The following is an 18149-nucleotide window of genomic DNA, read 5'->3' as shown; positions in this document are numbered from 1 at the left end:
CGGGGGCCGGGCGCCGCCGACCCCTGGAGGACCCGTGTCGACGACTGCCGAGCCCGTCGCGCCGCAGACCGCCCGCACACCACCGCCGCCGCGCCGCGACCGCCGGCTGAACGGCCGCGACCGGCTCACCGTGGCGCTCTTCGTCGCGGTGCCCACCCTGTTCGTCGTCCTGCTCGTGTGGCTGCCCGCCCTGGCGTCGGTCGCCCTGTCGTTCGCCCGGTGGGCCGGCTTCGGTGGTGTCGAGGACATCGAGTGGATCGGCCTGGAGAACTACCGCAACCTCGCCACGAACTACCCGCCCTTCTGGCCGGCGCTGCAGAACAACCTCGTCTGGCTGCTGGCCACCTTCCTCGTCTTCACCCCGCTCGGCATCTTCTTCGCCGTGCTGCTGGACAAGGAGATCCGTGGCAGCCGCTTCTACCAGACGGCCCTCTACCTGCCGGTGGTCCTGTCGCTGGCCCTGATCGGCTTCATCTGGCAGCTGATCTACTCGCGCGACCAGGGCCTGCTCAACGGCGTCCTCGGCACCCAGGTCGACTGGTACGGCGACCCGGACGTCAACCTCTGGGCGGTCCTCGTGGCCTTCGGCTGGCGGCACACCGGCTACGTCATGCTGCTGTACCTGGCCGGGCTCAAGGGCGTGGACAACGCGCTGCGCGAGGCGGCCCAGATGGACGGGGCCTCCCAGGTGCAGACGTTCTTCCGCGTCGTGTTCCCCGTGATGCGCCCGATCAACGTCATCGTGCTCGTCATCGTCGTCATCGAGTCGCTGCGCGCGTTCGACATCGTGTGGGTCATCAACCGCGGGACCAACGGCCTCGAGCTCATCGCCGCGCTGCTCACCCAGAACGTCGTCGGCGAGGCCAGCAGGATCGGGTTCGGGTCGGCGATGGCGGTCATCATGCTGCTCATCTCCTCCGTGTTCATCACCGTGTACCTGCGGGTCGTCTTCACGGAGGACCGGCGATGAGCGCCACCGCACCCCCCGCCACTCGCGGCGACGCGCCGGCCGCGCCGGACCGCCGCCGTCGGGGCACCCGGCCCGCGCGCGTCGTCCTGCACGTCTTCCTGCTCGTGGTCGCCGTCGGCTGGCTGTTCCCCGTCGCGTGGGCGGTGCTCAACTCCTTCCGCGACTACGCGTACACCTCGCAGAACGGCTACCTGTCCCTCGGCGGGTGGACGCTCGACAACTACGTCACCGCCTGGGAGCGGGGCGACTTCGGCCGCAGCTTCGTCAACTCGCTGGTCATCACCGTGCCCGCCGTCCTGCTCGTGCTGGCGCTGTCGAGCTGCGCGGCCTTCGTCCTGGCCCGGTTCAGCTACCGGTTCAACCTGCTCATGCTGGGCGTCTTCCTCGCCGCCAACCTGCTGCCGCCGCAGGCGCTGCTGGTGCCGGTGTTCCGCGCCTACCGGCTGATCGAGGTGCCGGAGTGGTTCAGCGACACCGGGACGCTCCTCGGCAGCCACTGGGGCCTCGTCCTCGTCAACGTCGCCTTCCAGCTCGGGTTCTGCACCTTCGTCCTCAGCAACTACATGAAGACGCTGCCGCACGAGATCTACGAGTCCGGCATGCTCGACGGCGCCAGCGTCTGGCGCCAGTTCTGGCAGCTCACGCTGCCGCTGTGCCGGCCCGCCCTCGCGGCGCTCGCCGTGCTGCAGACCACGTGGATCTACAACGAGTTCTTCTGGGCGACGGTGCTGCTGCAGCGGGGGGACAAGTTCCCCATCACCAGCTCCCTGAACAACCTGCGCGGCCAGTTCTTCGTCGACTACAACCTGCTGTCGGCGGGGTCCGTCCTCGTGGCGCTGCCCGTGCTGCTCGTGTTCTTCCTCCTCCAGCGGCACTTCGTCGCCGGGCTGACGCTGGGGTCGACCAAGGGATGAGCCCGCCGCCGGCCTCCGAGCAGCCGCGCGTGGTGACCCTGCGCGCCGCCGGGACGGCGCTCGTCCTGGACGTCGCCGGCCCCGACCTGCCGCGCGTCCTGCACTGGGGCGCCGACCTCCCGGACGGTGCGGACGACGGTCCGGACGGCCCGCTGGGCCTGCTCGCCGCAGGCGCCCCACCGGTCCCGCACAGCGCGCTGGACGAGCCGTGGACGCTCACGCTCCTCCCCTCGGAGGCGGACGGCTGGTCCGGGACACCGGGCGTCGAGGTGCACCGGGCCGGCTGCGGCGCCCCGCCGCGCTGGGTGACGGTGGAGCAGCCCGTCGTCGTGCGCGACGCCACCGGGGGAGGCACGGTCACCGCGCGCGCCGAGGACGCCGCCCTGGGTGCGCGCGTCGAGGTGGTCCTCGCGCTCGACGCCCACGGGGTCGTCGTCGTCTCCACCACCCTGACCGACCTCGCCGACGCGCGGGACGCGCCCGACCCGACGGCCACGACGGGCCGGGCGCCGCTCGACGTCCTCGCCGTCCGGACCCTGCTGCCGCTGCCGGGGCAGGCGACCGACGTCCTCGACCTGACGGGACGGTGGACGCGCGAGCGCGCCCCGCAGCGCCGTCCGCTGCTGCACGGCGCGCACCGGCGGACCGGTCGTCGTGGGCGCACCGGGCACGACGCGCCCCTCCTGCTGTGCGCCGGCACCCCCGGGTTCGGGTTCGGCGCCGGCGAGGTGTGGGCGGCGCACCTGGCGTGGAGCGGTGACCACGAGCACCTCGTCGAGCGGCTGCCCGAGGGAGCCGGCCGGCACGCCGCCGTCCTCGGTGCCGGGGAGCTCCTGCGTCCCGGCGAGGTGCGGCTGCCCGCGGGCGGCTCCTACCGCGCCCCGGACGTCGTCCTGGCCTGGTCGGGGGAGGGGCTGGACGGGCTCTCGGACCGGCTCCACCGCCGGCTGCGGGCCCGGCCCGGCCACCCGAGGTCGCCGCGCCCGGTCGTGCTCAACACGTGGGAGGCGGTCTACTTCGACCACGACCTGGACCGCCTGCGCGCCCTGGCCGACACCGCCGCGGCGGTCGGGGTCGAGCGCTTCGTCCTCGACGACGGCTGGTTCCTCGGCCGGCGCGACGACCGGCGGGGGCTGGGGGACTGGCAGGTCGACCCGGGCGTGTGGCCCGACGGGCTGCACCCGCTGGTCGACCACGTCAGGTCCCTCGGCCTGCAGGTCGGGCTCTGGGTGGAGCCGGAGATGGTGAACCTCGACTCCGAGCAGGTCCGCAGCCACCCCGAGCGGGTCCTCGGGCGCCGGGGGCGGCCGCCGCGGTCGTGGCGCCACCAGCACGTGCTGGACCTGACCGACCGCTCCGCGTGGCAGGAGGTGCTGGACCGGCTCGACGCGCTCGTCACCGAGTACCGGCTGGACTACCTCAAGTGGGACCACAACCGCGACCTGCACGAGGCGGTCGTGCCCGGCCCGGACGGTCCCGCGCCGGGGGTGCGCGCCCAGACCCTGGCCGCGTACGCCCTGCTCGACGAGCTGCGCCGGCGCCACCCGCACCTGGAGGTCGAGAGCTGCGCGAGCGGCGGGGCCAGGGTCGACCTGGGGGTGATCGAGCGCACCGACCGGGTCTGGGCGTCGGACTGCAACGACCCCGTCGAGCGCCAGCTCGTCCAGCGGTGGACGCAGCTGCTCCTGCCCCCGGAGCTGGTGGGCACCCACGTCGGGCCGGCGACCGCGCACACCACGGGCCGCACCACCGACCTCGGCGTCCGGCTGGTCACGGCCCTGTTCGGCCACGCCGGCCTCGAGTGGGACCTCACCGCCTGCACGGGCGAGGAGCTGGACGCCGTCGCGGCGTGGGTGCGCCTGCACCGCGAGCTGCGCTCGCTGCTGCACACCGGCCGGGTCGTGCGGGCCGACCCGCCGCACGGCCCGCCCGCCGCCGACGGCCGGGACGACGACCCGGAGGTGCTGCACGGCGTCGTCGCCCCCGACCGCTCCGAGGCGGCGCTGGCGTGGGTGCGGCTGACCACCGGTCGCGACGCCGTCCCCGGTGCCCGGCGGCTGCCCTGGCTGGACCCCGGGCTCCGGTACCGCGTGCGCGTGCGCACCGAGGTGGGCGTCGCCCGCGCGGTCCAGACCCGGCCGCCGGGCTGGTGGGACGCGGCCTGCGCCGGCGGCCTGCTGGTCTCCGGTTCGGTGCTGGTGCACGCGGGTCTGGCGATGCCGGTGCTGGGCCCGGCGCAGGCGGTGGTCCTGCACCTCGTCGCGGAGCGGGCCTGACACAATGCCGCCCATGCCGGACGCGACCGACGAGACCTCGTCCTCGCCCGGGACGGTCGAGGGCGCCGGTCGGCGCCCGCGGCTGTTCTCCGGGATGCAGCCCACCAGCGACTCGCTGCACCTGGGCAACTACCTGGGGGCGCTGCGCCAGTGGGTGGCGATGCAGGACGACCACGAGGCGATCTACTGCGTCGTCGACCTGCACGCGATCACCGTCGACCAGGACCCGGCCCGGCTGCGCGAGCGGACCCGCCGCACCGCGGCCCAGTACCTGGCCGCCGGGGTGGACCCCCGGCGCTCGACGCTGTTCGTGCAGAGCCACGTCGCCGAGCACAGCCAGCTCGCCTGGGTGCTCGGCTGCCTGACCGGCTTCGGCGAGGCGGGCCGGATGACCCAGTTCAAGGACAAGGCCTCCAAGCAGGGGACGGACCGCACCACGGTGGGCCTGTTCACCTACCCCGTGCTGATGGCCGCCGACGTCCTCCTCTACGACGCCGACCGGGTCCCCGTCGGCGAGGACCAGCGCCAGCACCTCGAGCTCACCCGCAACCTCGCGCAGCGGTTCAACTCCCGCTACGGCCGCACCTTCGTCGTCCCGGAGCCGCGGATCGTCAAGGAGACGGCGAAGATCACCGACCTGCAGGAGCCGACCGCGAAGATGAGCAAGTCGGCGTCCGCGCCGAACGGCATCATCGAGCTGCTCGACGACCCGAAGGCCGTCGCCAAGCGCATCCGGTCGGCGGTCACCGACACGGGCCGCGAGGTCGTGTACGACCCGGAGGGCAAGCCCGGGGTGTCCAACCTGCTGACGATCTACTCGGCACTGACCGACCGCACCATCGAGGACCTGCAGGACGCCTACGACGGCCGCGGGTACGGCGACCTCAAGAAGGACCTCGCCGAGGTGGTCGTCGACGCGCTGTCCCCCATCCGGGAGCGCGCCACCACCTACCTGGAGGACCCGGCCGAGCTGGACGCCGTCCTCGCCGACGGCGCCGAGCGCGCCGGGACGATCGCCCGTGACACCCTCGCCCGGGTCTACGACCGCGTCGGGTTCCTGCCCGGGGCGCGGTGATGGACGCCGCCGCGCAGCCCGGTGACGACGAGGTCGTCATCGGCGTGGCCATCGCCGTGCCCGAGCCCTACGCCACGGAGCTGACGCGCTGGCGCGACTCCTTCGGTGACCCCCTCGCGGACGCCATCCCCGCCCACGTCACGCTGCTGCCGCCGACCGTCGTGGCCCGGGACGCCCTGCCGGCCGTCCGCGACCACCTGTCGCAGGTGGCCGGCCGCGAGCGCGCGTTCGACATGCGCCTGCGGGGCACGGGGACGTTCCGCCCCGTCTCGCCCGTCGTCTTCGTCCAGGTGGCCGAGGGGCTCGCCGAGTGCGAGCAGGTCGAGCGGGGGGTGCGCTCCGGGGTGCTGGAGCGCGAGCTGAGCTTCTACTACCACCCGCACGTCACCGTCGCCCACCACCTCTCCGACGAGGCGCTCGACCGCGCCTTCGCCGCCCTGGCGGACTACGAGGTGACCTTCCACGTCCCGGGCTTCGACCTGTTCGAGCACGGCGCGGACGGCGTGTGGCGGCCGCAGGAGCGGTTCTGCTTCCAGCCGGAGCGCCGCAGGACGCCGCGGTGAGGGCGCTGCTGGGACGCGTGACGGCATCGCGCCCCGTGCGCACCTGGCAGCACTACGGCCAGCGCCGGGGCAACCTGCTGGCCGGTGGCATCGCGTTCACCGCCCTGTTCTCCGTCGGGGCGAGCCTCGTCGTCGGGTTCACCGTGCTGGGCACGGTGCTCGGGCGCGACAGCGAGCTGCGAGACCGGGTCCTGGCCGCCGTCGACGAGCAGCTGCCCGGTCTGCTGGACCTGCCACCGGACGGCGGCCTCGTCGCGCCGGAGGACCTGTTCGCGGCCGACGTGCTGAGCTGGACCGGGGTCGTCGCGTTCGTCCTCGCGCTCGTCAGCGGCGTGCGGTGGGTCGGGGCCATCCGGCAGGGGATCCGGTCCGTCTTCGTGCTGCCGACGGAGGACGCGTTCGTCGTCCGGCAGATGGCGCGCGACGCCGCGGTCCTGGCCACGCTGGGGTTGGCGGTGCTCGCCTCCGCGGTCCTCGGGCTGGTGGTGTCGACGGCGGCCGAGTGGCTGCTGGGCCTCGTGGGGGTGGAGGACTCGCCCGTCGGGGCGTTCCTCCTGCGGGCGCTCGGCGTGCTCGTCGTGCTGGCGGTGGACACGGGCATCCTGCTCGTGCTGTTCCGGTGGCTCGCCGGGGTCCGGGTGCCGATCGACGCGCTGCGCAGCGGTGCGCTCGTCGGCGCCGTGGGCATCGGGGTGCTCAAGCTCTTCGGTGGCCTGCTCCTCGGCGCCACCGGCGGCTCGAACCCGCTGCTGGCGGGTAGCGCGGTGCTGGCCGGCCTGCTGCTGTGGATGAACATCATGTCGCGCGTGGTCCTGCTGGCCGCGGCCTGGGCCGCCACGCACCGCCGTCCCGAGCCGGAGCCGCTGCCGGCGTCCGCGGTCGGGGAGCCGGCCGCCCCGCGTGCCACCGCCGCGGGCCCGCGCGCGCCGCTGACGCCCTCGTTCGGCCAGCGGTCGGCGGACCGCACCACTCTGGCCGCCGGCGCGGTCCTCGGCGCGATCGCGCTGACCGGTGCGCGTGCCGTGGCCGGCGCGGCCCGGACCGTCAGGGACGGTCTGCGCTCCTCGGACTGACCGGCTCGCGGCGTCCTGCCGGTGGTGCGGTGCGGCTGCGAGGGCCTGTGGAGCGGCTGGCGGACCGTCGTCGCGACCGGAGCCGTCGGCGCACCAGGACGCGGGCCCGCAGGAGCACCACGGCCGCCGCGAGCAGGGCCAGCGCGGTGAGCAGGGCGCGCACCGGCCACGGGAGCCCCGAGCCGTCGTCGACGCCCGCCGCGGCGCGGGCCTGCGTGCTCGCGCCGGTCCCCGCGATCCCGCCGCCCTCCGCGGAGACACCGTCCTCACCGGGGGCGGGCCCCGTGGCGAGCCGCCCCACGGGCTCGGCCGCCGGGTTGGCGAACGCCCAGTCGAGCAGGTCGCGCGCCGGGCGCCAGCTCGGCCCCTCGACGCGCAGCACCGCGACCACGTACGTGCGGCTGTCGCGCCGGGCCGCGCCGAGGAAGCTCCCGCGGGCCAGCTCGGTGTAGCCGTTCTTCAGACCCAGGGTGCCCTCGTAGCCGCCGAGGAGCCGGTTGTGGTTGCCCACCTCGTACGTCGGCCGGGAGGGGTCGCCGGCGACCCCTGCCCCCGGGAAGGCGTAGCGGGGGGTCGTCATCACCTCGACGAGCCACTCCTGCTCCAGGGCGGCCCGGCCGACCACCGCGAGGTCGTGGGCGGTCGTCACCTGCTCCGGGTGGTCCAGCCCGCTCGTGTTGCGCACGACGGTGGACGTCGCCCCGGCCGCCTCCGCGACCTCCTGCATCCGCCGCACCGCCGGCTCCTGACCGCCGGCCAGCTCCGCCAGCGCCGTCGCGGTGTCGTTCCCGCTGCCGAGCAGCAGACCGTGCACGAGGTCGTCGACGGAGTACGTGGAGCCCTCGACCAGGCCGACCTTGCTGCCGTCGACGGCCGCGTCCTCGAACCGGGCGGTGTAGCGCGCCTGCGGGTCGATCCGCGGCACCAGGGCCATCGCGGTGAGGACCTTCAGCGTGCTCGCCGGGGCGAGGGGGTCGTGCGCGCCGTAGGAGGCCAGGACGTCGCCGGTGTCGGCGTCGGCGACGAGCCACGCGGCCGCGGGGACAGGGGGGAGCGGCGAGGCGGCGGGGTCGACGTGGACACCCGGCTCGGCCAGGGGCGTGGCGACGGCCCTCCCGGGCGCGACGAGCGCGGCGAGGACGACGGAGAGCGCCAGCGCCAGCACCATGGCCAGCCGGACGCGACCCGCGGGTGGTCGCCGGACCACCGGCGGACGGCGCGGGTCCGCGGGCAGGACGACGGGTCGCGGACGCATCGACGGCCACGCTAGCCGGAGCGTGAGCCGCTCCGGCCGACGTGGCCGTCGTGTCGTCCCGGACCCGCCGCCCGGGTGCTGGTCGGATCGTGCAGGTCGGATCGTGCAGGTCAGATCGTGCAGGTCAGACCTTGCGGGTCAGCAGCGCCTGCTTCACCTCGGCGATCGCCTTGGTGACCTCGATGCCGCGCGGGCACGCCTCGGTGCAGTTGAACGTGGTGCGGCAGCGCCACACGCCCTCGCGGTCGTTGAGGATCTCCAGGCGCAGGTCACCGCCCTCGTCGCGGCTGTCGAAGATGAAGCGGTGCGCGTTGACGATCGCGGCCGGGCCGAAGTACTGCCCGTCGGTCCAGAACACGGGGCAGGACGACGTGCACGCGGCGCACAGGATGCACTTGGTCGTGTCGTCGAACCGCTCCCGGTCGGCCGACGACTGGATCCGCTCCCGGGTCGGCTCGTGCCCGGTGGTGATGAGGAACGGCATGATCTCGCGGTAGGACTGGAAGAACGGCTCCATGTCCACGACGAGGTCCTTCTCGACCGGCAGGCCCTTGATCGGCTCGACGGTGATCGGCTTGTCCGGGTTGAGGTCCTTGACGAGGATCTTGCACGCCAGCCGGTTGCGGCCGTTGATCCGCATCGCGTCGGAGCCGCACACCCCGTGGGCGCACGACCGCCGGAAGGTCAGCGACCCGTCCTGCTCCCACTTGATCTTGTGCAGGGCGTCGAGCACCCGGTCGGTGCCGTGCACCGTGACCCGGTAGTCCTCCCAGTGCGGGGCGTCGTCCTGCTCGGGCTGGTACCGGCGGACGCGCAGCGTCACCTCGAAGCTCGGGACGGCGCCGACCTCCTCGCCCTTCTCCTGCTGCTTGACCTGCTCGCGGGCGGCCTTCTCGTCCTCGGGGTCGGGCTCGACCGGCTGCTCCGTCGCCGCGGCGCCGCCGGCCTCGTCCCGCGGGGCCCCTGCCGGCTGCGCCGCGTCGGACGCCTGGGCCGGCTTGTCCTCGCCCGTGGTGGAGGTCTCGGGGTCGACGGGCGGGGTGCCCTGGGGCGTGCTGGTGCCCTGGGGGTCGCCCGTGCCGAAGACCTTGTCCCTCGCGCTCATGTCGTCCGCCATCAGTACTTGCGCTCCATCGGCTGGTAACGGGTGGTGACCACCGGCTTGTAGTCCAGCCGGACGGACCACGGGGTCTCGGGGGAGTGGACTCCGGCGTCCGCGACGCCCGCCTCGAGGTGCCGGTACGCCATCGTGTGGCGCATGAAGTTGACGTCGTCCCGGTTGGGGTAGTCCTCCCGGAAGTGCCCGCCGCGCGACTCGTTGCGCGCCCTGGCGGAGACGACCGAGACCTCGGCGAGGTCGAGCAGGAAGCCCAGCTCGACCGCCTCGAGCAGGTCCGTGTTGTACCGCTTGCCCTTGTCCTGGACGGAGACGTTCGCGTACCGGGCCCGCAGGGCGTGGATGTCGTTCTCGGCCTGCTTGAGGCTGGCCTCCGTGCGGTACACCTGCGCGTTGCGGTCCATCGTCTCCTGCAGCTCGGTGCGCAGGGCCGCGACCCGCTCGCCGGCCGGGCGCTCGCGGATCGACTCCAGCAGCGAGACGACCTCGCGGTCCGGGTCCTGCGGGAGCGGCACCGGCGTCGCCGACAGGGCGTACTCGGCGGCCGCGATGCCCGCGCGGCGGCCGAACACGTTGATGTCCAGCAGCGAGTTGGTCCCGAGGCGGTTCGATCCGTGGACGGAGACGCAGGCCACCTCGCCGGCGGCGTACAGGCCGGGGACGACGGTGTCGTTGTCGCGCAGCACCTCCGCCTCGACGTTGGTCGGGATGCCGCCCATCGCGTAGTGGGCCGTGGGGTAGACCGGCACGGGCTCGGTGTACGGCTCGACCCCGAGGTAGGTGCGCGCGAACTCGGTGATGTCCGGGAGCTTGGCGTCGATGTGCGCCGGCTCGAGGTGCGTCAGGTCGAGCAGCACGTAGTCCTTGTTCGGCCCGCACCCGCGACCCTCGCGGACCTCGTTGGCCATCGACCGCGCCACGATGTCGCGCGGCGCGAGGTCCTTGATCGTGGGGGCGTAGCGCTCCATGAAGCGCTCGCCCTCGCTGTTGCGCAGGATGCCGCCCTCGCCGCGGGCCGCCTCCGACAGCAGGATCCCGAGCCCGGCCAGCCCGGTCGGGTGGAACTGGAAGAACTCCATGTCCTCCAGGGGCAGGCCGCGACGGAACGCGATGCCCATGCCGTCGCCGGTGAGGGTGTGCGCGTTCGAGGTGGTCTTGAAGACCTTGCCGTACCCGCCGGTGGCGAACACGACGGACTTGGCCTCGAAGACGTGGATCTCGCCGGTCGCCAGCTCGTAGGCGACGACGCCGGCGGTGCGCTGCTCGCCGTCCACCTCGTTCATCAGTAGGTCCAGGACGTAGAACTCGTTGAAGAACTCGACCTGGTGCTTGACGCAGTTCTGGTAGAGCGTCTGCAGGATCATGTGGCCCGTGCGGTCGGCCGCGTAGCAGGAGCGGCGGACGGCGGCCTCGCCGTGGTTGCGGGTGTGGCCGCCGAACCGGCGCTGGTCGATCCGGCCCTCGGGCGTGCGGTTGAACGGCAGACCCATCTTCTCGAGGTCGAGGACCGCGTCGATGGCCTCCTTGCACATCACCTCGGCGGCGTCCTGGTCGACGAGGTAGTCACCGCCCTTGACGGTGTCGAAGGTGTGCCACTCCCAGTTGTCCTCCTCGACGTTCGCGAGGGCCGCGCACATGCCGCCCTGGGCGGCGCCGGTGTGGGAGCGGGTCGGGTAGAGCTTGGTCAGCACCGCGGTGCGGGCGCGCTGGCCGGCCTCGAGGGCCGCGCGCATCCCGGCGCCCCCGGCCCCGACGATGACGACGTCGTACCTGTGGATGTTCATGGTCTCTCCTGCGGGTCGGGCCGGCTCAGCTGCAGAACGACGGCAGCAGCGCGGGGTCCGCGCCGCTCGGGCACGGCTCGAAGGTGAAGATCACGAGGGTGCCGAGGACGACCGTCAGGACGAAGGCCGCGTACAGCAGCATCTTCAGCCAGAAGCGCGTGCCGTCGCGCTCGGCGTAGTCGTTGATGATGGTGCGGACGCCGTTCGTGCCGTGGATCATCGCCAGCCAGAGCATCGCCAGGTCCCAGACCTGCCAGAACGGCGAGGACCACTTGCCGGCGACGAACGCGAAGTTCACGGACTTGATGCCCTCGCCGACCATCAGGTTGACGAAGAGGTGCCCGATGACGAGGACGACGAGCAGCAGGCCCGACATCCGCATGAACACCCAGCTGTACAGCTCGTAGTTGCTCCGGGTGGACTTGCGGCGCGTGTAGGGGGACCGCGGGGTGTCCAGGGCGGGTGCGCTCACGGGTCAGCCTCCGAAGACGATGCCGAGGTGGCGGATGAGGAAGGGGACCATCAGCAGGACCCACACGCCCAGCACGCCCCACAGGAGCTGGCGGTGGTAGCGGGTGCCCTTCGACCAGAAGTCGACCAGCATCACGCGGACGCCGTTGAAGGCGTGGAAGAGCACGGCCCCCACGAGGCCGACCTCGGCCAGGCCGACGACCGGGTTCTTGTAGTGCTCGATGACCTCGTCGTACAGCTCCGGGGAGACCCGCACCAGCGAGGTGTCGAGGACGTGCACGAGCAGGAAGATGAAGATCAGGAAGCCCGTGATCCGGTGGGCGACCCAGGACCACATGCCCTCGCGGCCTCGGTACAGGGTCCCCTGCGGTCTGGCCGGTGCGGGCGCGGCAGGTGCACTCACGACAGTCCCTCCTCGTCGGCACGCGCCGTCACGCGAGAAGGGGCCGACGGCGGCGTCAGATGACATCTCACTGTAGTGACGCCCAGCACGCAGGGCCCGCACGGGGCGGCGTTCGTGAGAAATGCCTCAGGCCGTGCCAGGGTCCTCGGTCCCGTCTCCCGGCCCGCTGCTCACCCCGGACCGGGGGACGCGGCCGGCGTCGGGCCCGACCCCACCACCTGCGCCCCCGCCGCCGAGCCGGCAGCGGGACGGGCCACCGCGCCCGGCGCGAGCACCGTCCGGTAGTGCCCGAGCAGCTCGTCGCCGGCCCGCGTCCACGACCGCGGCAGCACCAGGCGGCGGCCCGCCTCCCCCGCGCGGGCCCGCAGCACCGGGTCGGCGGCCAGCGTCCCCACCGCCCGGGTCAGCGCCGCCTCGTCCCCCGGGGCGACGAGCAGCCCGCTGACGCCGTCCGCGACCACGTCGAGCGGACCACCGGCGGCCGGCGCGACGACGGGGACCGCGCTGGCCATCGCCTCCTGCAGGGTCTGGCCGAACGTTTCCTCGGTCCCGGGGTGGACGAAGACGTCCAGCGCGGCGTAGGCGGTCGCCAGCGCCACGCCGTCCAGCCGCCCCGTCAGGACGGCGTCCGTCCCGGCGAGCCGCCGCCGCAGCCAGGGCAGGCTCGGCCCGTCGCCCACGACCACGAGGCGGACCCCGGGCAGCCGCGCGAGCGGGACCAGCCGCTCCGGGGACTTCTCCGGCGCCACCCTGCCGACGTAGCCGACGACCACGCGGTCGCCCGCGGCCAGCGCAGCCCGCAGCCGCCGTCCCGCCGGGGACGTGCGGTGACCGGGGTGGAAGCCCGCCGCGTCCACCCCGCGGCCCCACAGGGCGGTCCGGTCGATCCCGGCCGCCGCCAGGTCGGCCATCGTGCTGCTCGACGGCGCCAGGGTGAGGTCGGCCATCCGGTGCACGGTGCGCAGCCAGCGCCAGACCGGCGCGCGCGCCGCCCCCAGCCCGTGCCGGCGGGCGAACCCCGCCACGTCCGTCTGGAACACGGCGACCGACGGGAGCCCGCAGCGCCCGGCGTGCGCGAGCGCGTGCGCCCCCAGCACGAAGGGGGACGCGGCGTGCAGGACGTCGGCGCGGGCCCGGTCCAGCGCCCGGACCAGGGTCCGGGTCGGCACGCCGAGGCGGAAGCCGCGCAGCGTCACCGCCGGCACCGTCACGACCGGCCAGTCCCCGTGCCGGCCGGCGTACCGGCTCGGAGCCGGTCCGGGGCAGACGACGACGCCCTCGTGCCCCCGCTGCGACAGGTGGTCCAGGACCCGCAGCACGCTCGTCGTGACGCCGTTGGCGCTCGGCAGGAAGGACTCGGTGACCACGGCGACGCGCACGCGCCCACGGTCCCGGCCGACGGTGACGCCGGGCCGACGACGACCCGTCGCCGCGGGGACGTCCGGGGGAACGGCCTGCCCCGACTGTGACACCGTGTGACACAGTACGGCCGCATGACCGTCGACGGCTTCTACGCGCTGGTTCCCGCAGGCGGGGCCGGTACCCGCCTGTGGCCCCTGTCGCGGGCCGGGGCCCCCAAGTTCCTGCACGACCTGACCGGCACGGGGCGCTCGCTGCTGCAGTCCACCTGGGACCGGCTGGTGCCGCTCGCCGGCCCCAAGCGCCTGCTCGTGGTGACGGGGGCGGCGCACGGGGACGCCGTCCGGGCCCAGCTGCCGCAGCTGCCCACCGTGAACCTCCTCCTCGAGCCCTCGCCGCGCGAGTCGATGGCCGCCATCGGCCTGGCCGCGGCGGTGGTGCTCGCCCGCGACCCCGAGGCGGTCGTCGGCTCCTTCGCCGCCGACCACAGCATCGGTGACGACGAGGCCTTCGCAGCGTCCGTGCGCCAGGCCGTCGCCACCGCCCGGGCGGGGGCGGTGGTCACCATCGGGATCACGCCGACGCACCCCGCGACGGGCTTCGGCTACGTCCGCCCCGGCGCGCCGATGCAGGCGGACGGCGCGCCGGACGCGCTGCGGGTGGAGGAGTTCGTCGAGAAGCCCGACGCCGCCACCGCCGCGGGCTACGTCGAGGCCGGCTACCTGTGGAACGCGGGGATGTTCGTGTCGCGGGCCGACGTGCTGCTCGACCACCTGCGGACCCACCAGAGCAGCCTGCACGAGGGCGTGACGACCATCGCCGACGCGTGGGGGACCCCCGACTACGACGAGGTGATGGCCCGCACCTGGCCGGGGCTGACCCGCATCGCCATCGACCACGCCATCGCGGAGCCGGTCGCCGCGACGGGGGGCGTGGCCGTCGTCCCGGGGGACTTCGGCTGGGACGACGTCGGGGACTGGCGCTCGCTCGCGGGCCTGCTGCCGGCCGGGACGACGGTCGCGGGCGGTGCGGACGGCGTGCAGGTCCTGGGTGACCCCGGTCAGGTGGTCGCCCAGGACGCCTCCGGCCTCGTCGTGCCCACGGCCGGCCGGATGGTGGCGGTCCTGGGCCTGCAGGACGTCGTCGTGGTGGACACCCAGGACGCGGTCCTCGTCAGCACCCGCTCGCGTGCCCAGGAGGTCAAGGGCCTGGTCGCGGCGCTGAAGGGCGCGGGTCGCGTCGACCTCACCTGAGCCGGCCGCCCGGAGGTGGGCGCCGGCCCGCCCCCGAGCGGTGTGAGCCGGGCAACTCCGCGCCGTCGTCGCGGGGTCTCGCGGCTACAGTCACGCGCATGGCAGACAGCACCGGTGCCGACAGCACGACCAGCCCGCAGGACGCCCCTCCCGGGCGCGCGCCGGCCGCCGACCCCGGGGGCAGCACGGAGTCGGGGCTGCCGCTGCACGCGGTGTACGGCCCGGAGGCCCTCGACGGCTGGGACGCCGGCGAGCGGCTCGGCCGGCCGGGCGCCTACCCGTTCACCCGCGGCGTCTACCCGTCGATGTACACGGGCCGGCCCTGGACGATGCGCCAGTACGCCGGGTTCGGCACCGCCAAGGAGTCCAACGAGCGCTACCACCAGCTGGTCAGCGCGGGCACCGGTGGGCTGAGCGTCGCGTTCGACCTGCCCACGCAGATGGGCTACGACTCGGACGAGGCGATCGCCCACGGGGAGGTCGGCAAGGTCGGCGTGGCGATCGACTCGCTCGAGGACATGCGGGTCCTGTTCGGCGGGATCCCGCTCGACGAGGTGTCCACGTCGATGACCATCAACGCGCCGGGCTCGGTGCTGCTGCTGCTGTACCAGCTCGTCGCGGCCGAGCAGGGTGTCGACGGGGCGAAGCTCACCGGCACGATCCAGAACGACGTGCTCAAGGAGTACATCGCCCGGGGCACCTACATCTTCCCGCCGGCGGAGTCCCTGCGGCTGGTCAGCGACGTCTTCGCGTACTGCGCGAAGGAGCTCCCGCGCTGGAACACCATCTCGATCTCGGGCTACCACATGGCCGAGGCCGGGGCGACGCCCGCGCAGGAGGTCGCCTTCACGCTCGCCAACGCCAAGGAGTACGTGCGTGCGGCGCAACGCGCCGGTCTGACGGTCGACGACGTCGCACCGCGGCTGTCCTTCTTCTTCGTCGCCCGGACGACGTTCCTGGAGGAGGTCGCGAAGTTCCGCGCCGCCCGGCGGATCTGGGCGCGGATCGTGCGCGAGGAGTTCGGCAGCACCAACCCCAAGTCCCAGATGCTGCGGTTCCACACCCAGACCGCCGGGGTGCAGCTGACCGCCCAGCAGCCCGAGGTGAACCTCGTCCGCGTCGCGCTGCAGGGCCTCGGGGCGGTCCTCGGCGGGACGCAGAGCCTGCACACCAACTCCTACGACGAGGCGATCGCGCTGCCGACGGAGAAGGCGGCCCGGCTCGCGCTGCGGACGCAGCAGGTCATCGCCTACGAGACGGACGTGACCAAGACCGTCGACCCGTTCGCCGGCTCCTACGTCGTCGAGTCGATGACCGACGAGCTCGAGGAGGCGATCACGGCGCTGATCGACGCGGTCGAGGACCGCGGCGGTGCGGTCGCCGCGATCGAGCAGGGCTTCCAGAAGGAGGAGATCGAGCGCTCCGCGTACCGGATCAGCCAGCAGATCGACTCCGGCGAGCGCACGGTGGTCGGGGTCAACCGGTTCACCGTGGACGCCGACGAGCCGTACGAGCCCCTGCGGGTGGACCCGGCGATCGAGGCCGAGCAGTGCGAGCGGCTGCGGGTGCTTCGCTCGGAGCGCGACCAGGCGGCCGTGGACGCGGCCCTGGACGCCATGAAGCGGGCCGCGTCGGGGACGGACAACGTGCTGTACCCGATGCGCGACGCGCTGGCGGCCCGCGCCACGGTCGGCGAGGTGTGCCACGCGCTGCGCGAGGTCTGGGGCACGTACACGCCGACCGACTCCTTCTGACGCGTCGTCCACAGGCGTCCTGCGGGGCGGTGCCGGGCGCGGGTAGGGTGCGCGCGACGTCGAGGGGGTTCGCTGTGAGCACGCGAGGTGGTCGAGCGCGAGGAGGGTCGCGCCGTGCACTCCGCGTCGCGCTGGCGGCGCTGACGGCCTGCTCGGACGGGGGTGGTGGCACCGGCGGCCTGCCCGAGTACGACCCGGACGCGACGCCCTCGGCCGCCGCGCCCACGCAGGACGCCACGCCGCAGCCGGCCGACGCCCTGCCGACCCTCGCGTCCGGACTGCCCGACGGGATCCGGGTCGAACGGGGTGAGGTCGCGGCGGAGGGTGCGCCGGCCCGGGCCGCGGCCGACGCGTGGATGACCTACTGGACCCTGCGCGGTGAGGCTCTCTCGACCCTGGAGCCGGACCTGACGGGCCTCGGCCGCGTGTCGCGCGGCGACGCGCTGAACGGCGTGCTCACCCAGGTGGCCGACCTGGAGGCCGCGGGCCGCCGGACCGTCGGCGAGGTCACCGTCCGGGTCACGCAGGTGACCGTGGACGGCGCGACCGCGACGTTGCACAGCTGCCTGGAGAACGGGACCGTGGACGTCGACACCGAGGGGGAGCCGGTCGCGCCGGTGGTGCCCCTCTACTCTTTCGAGGGCACGCTGGCCGGCACCCCGGGAGGGGGCTGGGTCGTGGACGAGATCCGAGAGGCGGGGCTGGAGCGCTGTGCGGGCTGACGGAGCAGGAGGAGCGGGGCCGATGCCGACCAGGTGGCTGAGGAGGGCCGGCGTCGCCGTCCTCGCTGCGGTGGCGGTGGCCGTCGCGCCGGCGACCGCCGCGCAGGCGGACATCACCGGCGGCGTCGGCACCGGCAGCGGGTACAGCGTCGTGGCCAGCATCGTGTTCACCGGCGACGCCGCCCCCGGGGGCGGCGGCACGCGGTCGGTGTCGGTCCCGGCCAAGTGCTGGTGGACGCTCTTCGGCGGCGGGGACCGCCCCAGCGGCAGCGACACCGCGGCCGTGCGCCAGTGGGTCGACGACCAGTACAGCGTCCCGCACTACAGCGGCGCGGACTGGGTCCGGCTGCTCGGCTCGCGCGACCGCTACGAGGCCGCGGAGCAGCGTGAGGCCGCCGGGGAGGACCTGGCCTGGTACTCCCTGCAGTGCCGCGAGGGCCTGACCGACCTGACCGACCCGGACGTGCTCGCCGTCGCGCACGAGACCATCACGGCCTGGGGGAGCACCTACCCCGTGATCATGCGGCTGCTCGCCGAGGGCTCTGCGCCGCCGCCGCCGGTCGTCGACCCGCGCGACCTCGCCGACGTGGCCCGGGACCAGATGGTTCTCGAGACGCCCGTGATCGAGCGCAACCCGCCGGCCGTGGCCGGCTCCGCCCAGGGCGCGACCCTCGTCGGCCTGGACACGTGGTTCTGGGTCACCAACCCGGCTGCCGTCGGCGGTGCTGACGGCACCCGGACCATCCGCGCGCAGGTGGGTCCCGTCTGGGCGGAGGTCGTCGCGACGAGCGGTGGCCTGCGCGTGATGTCCCCGGCCGGCTCCGCGGACTGCCCGCCGGAGGTGGCGCTGCGAGCCTGGGCACCGGGTGCGGACGACGAGGCCGGCTGCACCGTGCGGTTCGTGCGCTCGTCGGTGGGCCACCCCGGCGGGTACGACGTGCAGGCGAGCGCGACCTGGGCCGCGACGTTCACCACGAGCGCGGGCCAGAGCGGCCCGCTGGCGGGAGACACCCTCGCGACCGTCGTCCAGGTGCCGGTGGCCGAGTCCCAGTCCCTCGTGACCGGCGCGCGGTGAGGGGCGCCGACACGTCCAACGGCGCGCCCGGTGGGTCGACACCGCGGTCCGAGCACCCGACGCACCACCCGGCGCCGGAGGACGT

General features: G+C 74.2%; 16 protein-coding genes. 10 read left to right on the top strand and 6 right to left on the bottom strand.

The genetic code is table 11. The annotated features are described in order from the left end of the window. Positions 1 to 34 precede the first annotated feature (34 nt). The 6 genes from ACYVQV_RS10180 to ACYVQV_RS10155 are packed head-to-tail and all read left to right on the top strand — an operon-like array spanning position 35 to position 6871. Positions 35 to 970, top strand: coding sequence for a carbohydrate ABC transporter permease (locus tag ACYVQV_RS10180; protein WP_461023164.1), 936 nt, complete (start codon positions 35 to 37; stop codon positions 968 to 970). Then, the gene (locus ACYVQV_RS10175; protein ID WP_461023163.1) at positions 967 to 1884 is read left to right on the top strand and encodes a carbohydrate ABC transporter permease; all 918 of its coding nucleotides are present in this window, start codon (positions 967 to 969) and stop codon (positions 1882 to 1884) included. The genes ACYVQV_RS10180 and ACYVQV_RS10175 overlap by 4 nt, the downstream gene beginning before the upstream one ends. Next, positions 1881 to 4160 (top strand): alpha-galactosidase, encoded by a 2280-nt coding sequence (locus ACYVQV_RS10170; protein WP_461023162.1) that lies wholly within the window; start codon positions 1881 to 1883, stop codon positions 4158 to 4160. The genes ACYVQV_RS10175 and ACYVQV_RS10170 overlap by 4 nt, the downstream gene beginning before the upstream one ends. Positions 4161 to 4173: 13 nt before the next feature. After that, entirely contained in the window at positions 4174 to 5235 is a 1062-nt protein-coding gene (gene trpS, locus ACYVQV_RS10165) for a tryptophan--tRNA ligase (RefSeq protein WP_461023161.1), read from the top strand. Next, positions 5235 to 5798, top strand: a complete 564-nt coding sequence (locus ACYVQV_RS10160; RefSeq protein ID WP_461023160.1) for a 2'-5' RNA ligase family protein — start codon at positions 5235 to 5237, stop codon at positions 5796 to 5798. The genes trpS and ACYVQV_RS10160 overlap by 1 nt, the downstream gene beginning before the upstream one ends. Next, positions 5795 to 6871, top strand: a complete 1077-nt coding sequence (locus ACYVQV_RS10155; RefSeq protein WP_461023159.1) for a YihY/virulence factor BrkB family protein — start codon at positions 5795 to 5797, stop codon at positions 6869 to 6871. The genes ACYVQV_RS10160 and ACYVQV_RS10155 overlap by 4 nt, the downstream gene beginning before the upstream one ends. Here ACYVQV_RS10155 and ACYVQV_RS10150 read toward each other — a convergent pair. The 6 genes from ACYVQV_RS10150 to ACYVQV_RS10125 all read right to left on the bottom strand — a co-directional run bounded on the left by ACYVQV_RS10150 (position 6843) and on the right by ACYVQV_RS10125 (position 13280). Next, a complete protein-coding gene (locus ACYVQV_RS10150) occupies positions 6843 to 8126 on the bottom strand; it encodes a D-alanyl-D-alanine carboxypeptidase family protein (RefSeq protein WP_461023158.1) in 1284 nt (427 codons plus the stop codon). The two genes, ACYVQV_RS10155 and ACYVQV_RS10150, sit on opposite strands and share 29 nt — an antisense overlap. A 124-nt stretch (positions 8127 to 8250) precedes the next feature. Beyond that, positions 8251 to 8949: a succinate dehydrogenase iron-sulfur subunit gene (locus ACYVQV_RS10145; RefSeq protein ID WP_461023189.1), complete on the bottom strand. Its 699-nt coding sequence runs from the start codon at positions 8947 to 8949 to the stop codon at positions 8251 to 8253. 293 nt (positions 8950 to 9242) lie between these two features. Further along, positions 9243 to 11027: a succinate dehydrogenase flavoprotein subunit gene (gene sdhA / locus ACYVQV_RS10140; RefSeq protein ID WP_461023157.1), complete on the bottom strand. Its 1785-nt coding sequence runs from the start codon at positions 11025 to 11027 to the stop codon at positions 9243 to 9245. 25 nt (positions 11028 to 11052) lie between these two features. Next, a complete protein-coding gene (locus tag ACYVQV_RS10135) occupies positions 11053 to 11499 on the bottom strand; it encodes a succinate dehydrogenase hydrophobic membrane anchor subunit (RefSeq protein ID WP_461023156.1) in 447 nt (148 codons plus the stop codon). A 3-nt stretch (positions 11500 to 11502) separates the two neighbouring features. Then, the gene (gene sdhC, locus ACYVQV_RS10130; protein ID WP_461023155.1) at positions 11503 to 11901 is read right to left on the bottom strand and encodes a succinate dehydrogenase, cytochrome b556 subunit; all 399 of its coding nucleotides are present in this window, start codon (positions 11899 to 11901) and stop codon (positions 11503 to 11505) included. Between the two features lie 170 nt (positions 11902 to 12071). Further along, entirely contained in the window at positions 12072 to 13280 is a 1209-nt protein-coding gene (locus ACYVQV_RS10125; protein ID WP_461023154.1) for a glycosyltransferase family 4 protein, read from the bottom strand. Between the two features lie 114 nt (positions 13281 to 13394). Here ACYVQV_RS10125 and ACYVQV_RS10120 point away from each other — a divergent pair, with 114 nt between their 5' ends. The 4 genes from ACYVQV_RS10120 (at position 13395) to ACYVQV_RS10105 (ending at position 18064) form a co-directional block, all read left to right on the top strand. Beyond that, positions 13395 to 14513 carry a mannose-1-phosphate guanylyltransferase gene (locus ACYVQV_RS10120; RefSeq protein WP_461023153.1) on the top strand — a complete coding sequence of 373 codons (1119 nt, stop codon included), beginning with the start codon at positions 13395 to 13397 and terminating at the stop codon, positions 14511 to 14513. A gap of 98 nt (positions 14514 to 14611) precedes the next feature. Then, positions 14612 to 16267: an acyl-CoA mutase large subunit family protein gene (locus tag ACYVQV_RS10115; protein WP_461023152.1), complete on the top strand. Its 1656-nt coding sequence runs from the start codon at positions 14612 to 14614 to the stop codon at positions 16265 to 16267. 74 nt (positions 16268 to 16341) lie between these two features. Next, the gene (locus ACYVQV_RS10110) at positions 16342 to 16989 is read left to right on the top strand and encodes a hypothetical protein (protein ID WP_461023151.1); all 648 of its coding nucleotides are present in this window, start codon (positions 16342 to 16344) and stop codon (positions 16987 to 16989) included. Between the two features lie 22 nt (positions 16990 to 17011). Next, entirely contained in the window at positions 17012 to 18064 is a 1053-nt protein-coding gene (locus tag ACYVQV_RS10105; RefSeq protein WP_461023150.1) for a hypothetical protein, read from the top strand. The last annotated feature ends 85 nt before the right edge of the window (positions 18065 to 18149 follow it).

The sequence above is a fragment of the Thalassiella azotivora genome, from assembly GCF_054781695.1.
Note: the sequence above shows the minus strand (reverse complement) of the source record. Positions and strands in the feature narration are given on the sequence as shown.

Excerpts from the sequence above, each read along its gene's own strand:
- ACYVQV_RS10175 (WP_461023163.1), top strand. The coding sequence starts at position 967 with ATGAGCGCCACCGCACCCCCCGCCACTCGCGGCGACGCGCCGGCCGCG.
- ACYVQV_RS10170 (WP_461023162.1), top strand. The coding sequence starts at position 1,881 with ATGAGCCCGCCGCCGGCCTCCGAGCAGCCGCGCGTGGTGACCCTGCGC.
- trpS (WP_461023161.1), top strand. The coding sequence starts at position 4,174 with ATGCCGGACGCGACCGACGAGACCTCGTCCTCGCCCGGGACGGTCGAG.
- ACYVQV_RS10160 (WP_461023160.1), top strand. The coding sequence starts at position 5,235 with ATGGACGCCGCCGCGCAGCCCGGTGACGACGAGGTCGTCATCGGCGTG.
- ACYVQV_RS10150 (WP_461023158.1), bottom strand. The coding sequence starts at position 8,126 with ATGCGTCCGCGACCCGTCGTCCTGCCCGCGGACCCGCGCCGTCCGCCG.
- sdhA (WP_461023157.1), bottom strand. The coding sequence starts at position 11,027 with ATGAACATCCACAGGTACGACGTCGTCATCGTCGGGGCCGGGGGCGCC.
- ACYVQV_RS10120 (WP_461023153.1), top strand. The coding sequence starts at position 13,395 with ATGACCGTCGACGGCTTCTACGCGCTGGTTCCCGCAGGCGGGGCCGGT.
- ACYVQV_RS10115 (WP_461023152.1), top strand. The coding sequence starts at position 14,612 with ATGGCAGACAGCACCGGTGCCGACAGCACGACCAGCCCGCAGGACGCC.
- ACYVQV_RS10105 (WP_461023150.1), top strand. The coding sequence starts at position 17,012 with ATGCCGACCAGGTGGCTGAGGAGGGCCGGCGTCGCCGTCCTCGCTGCG.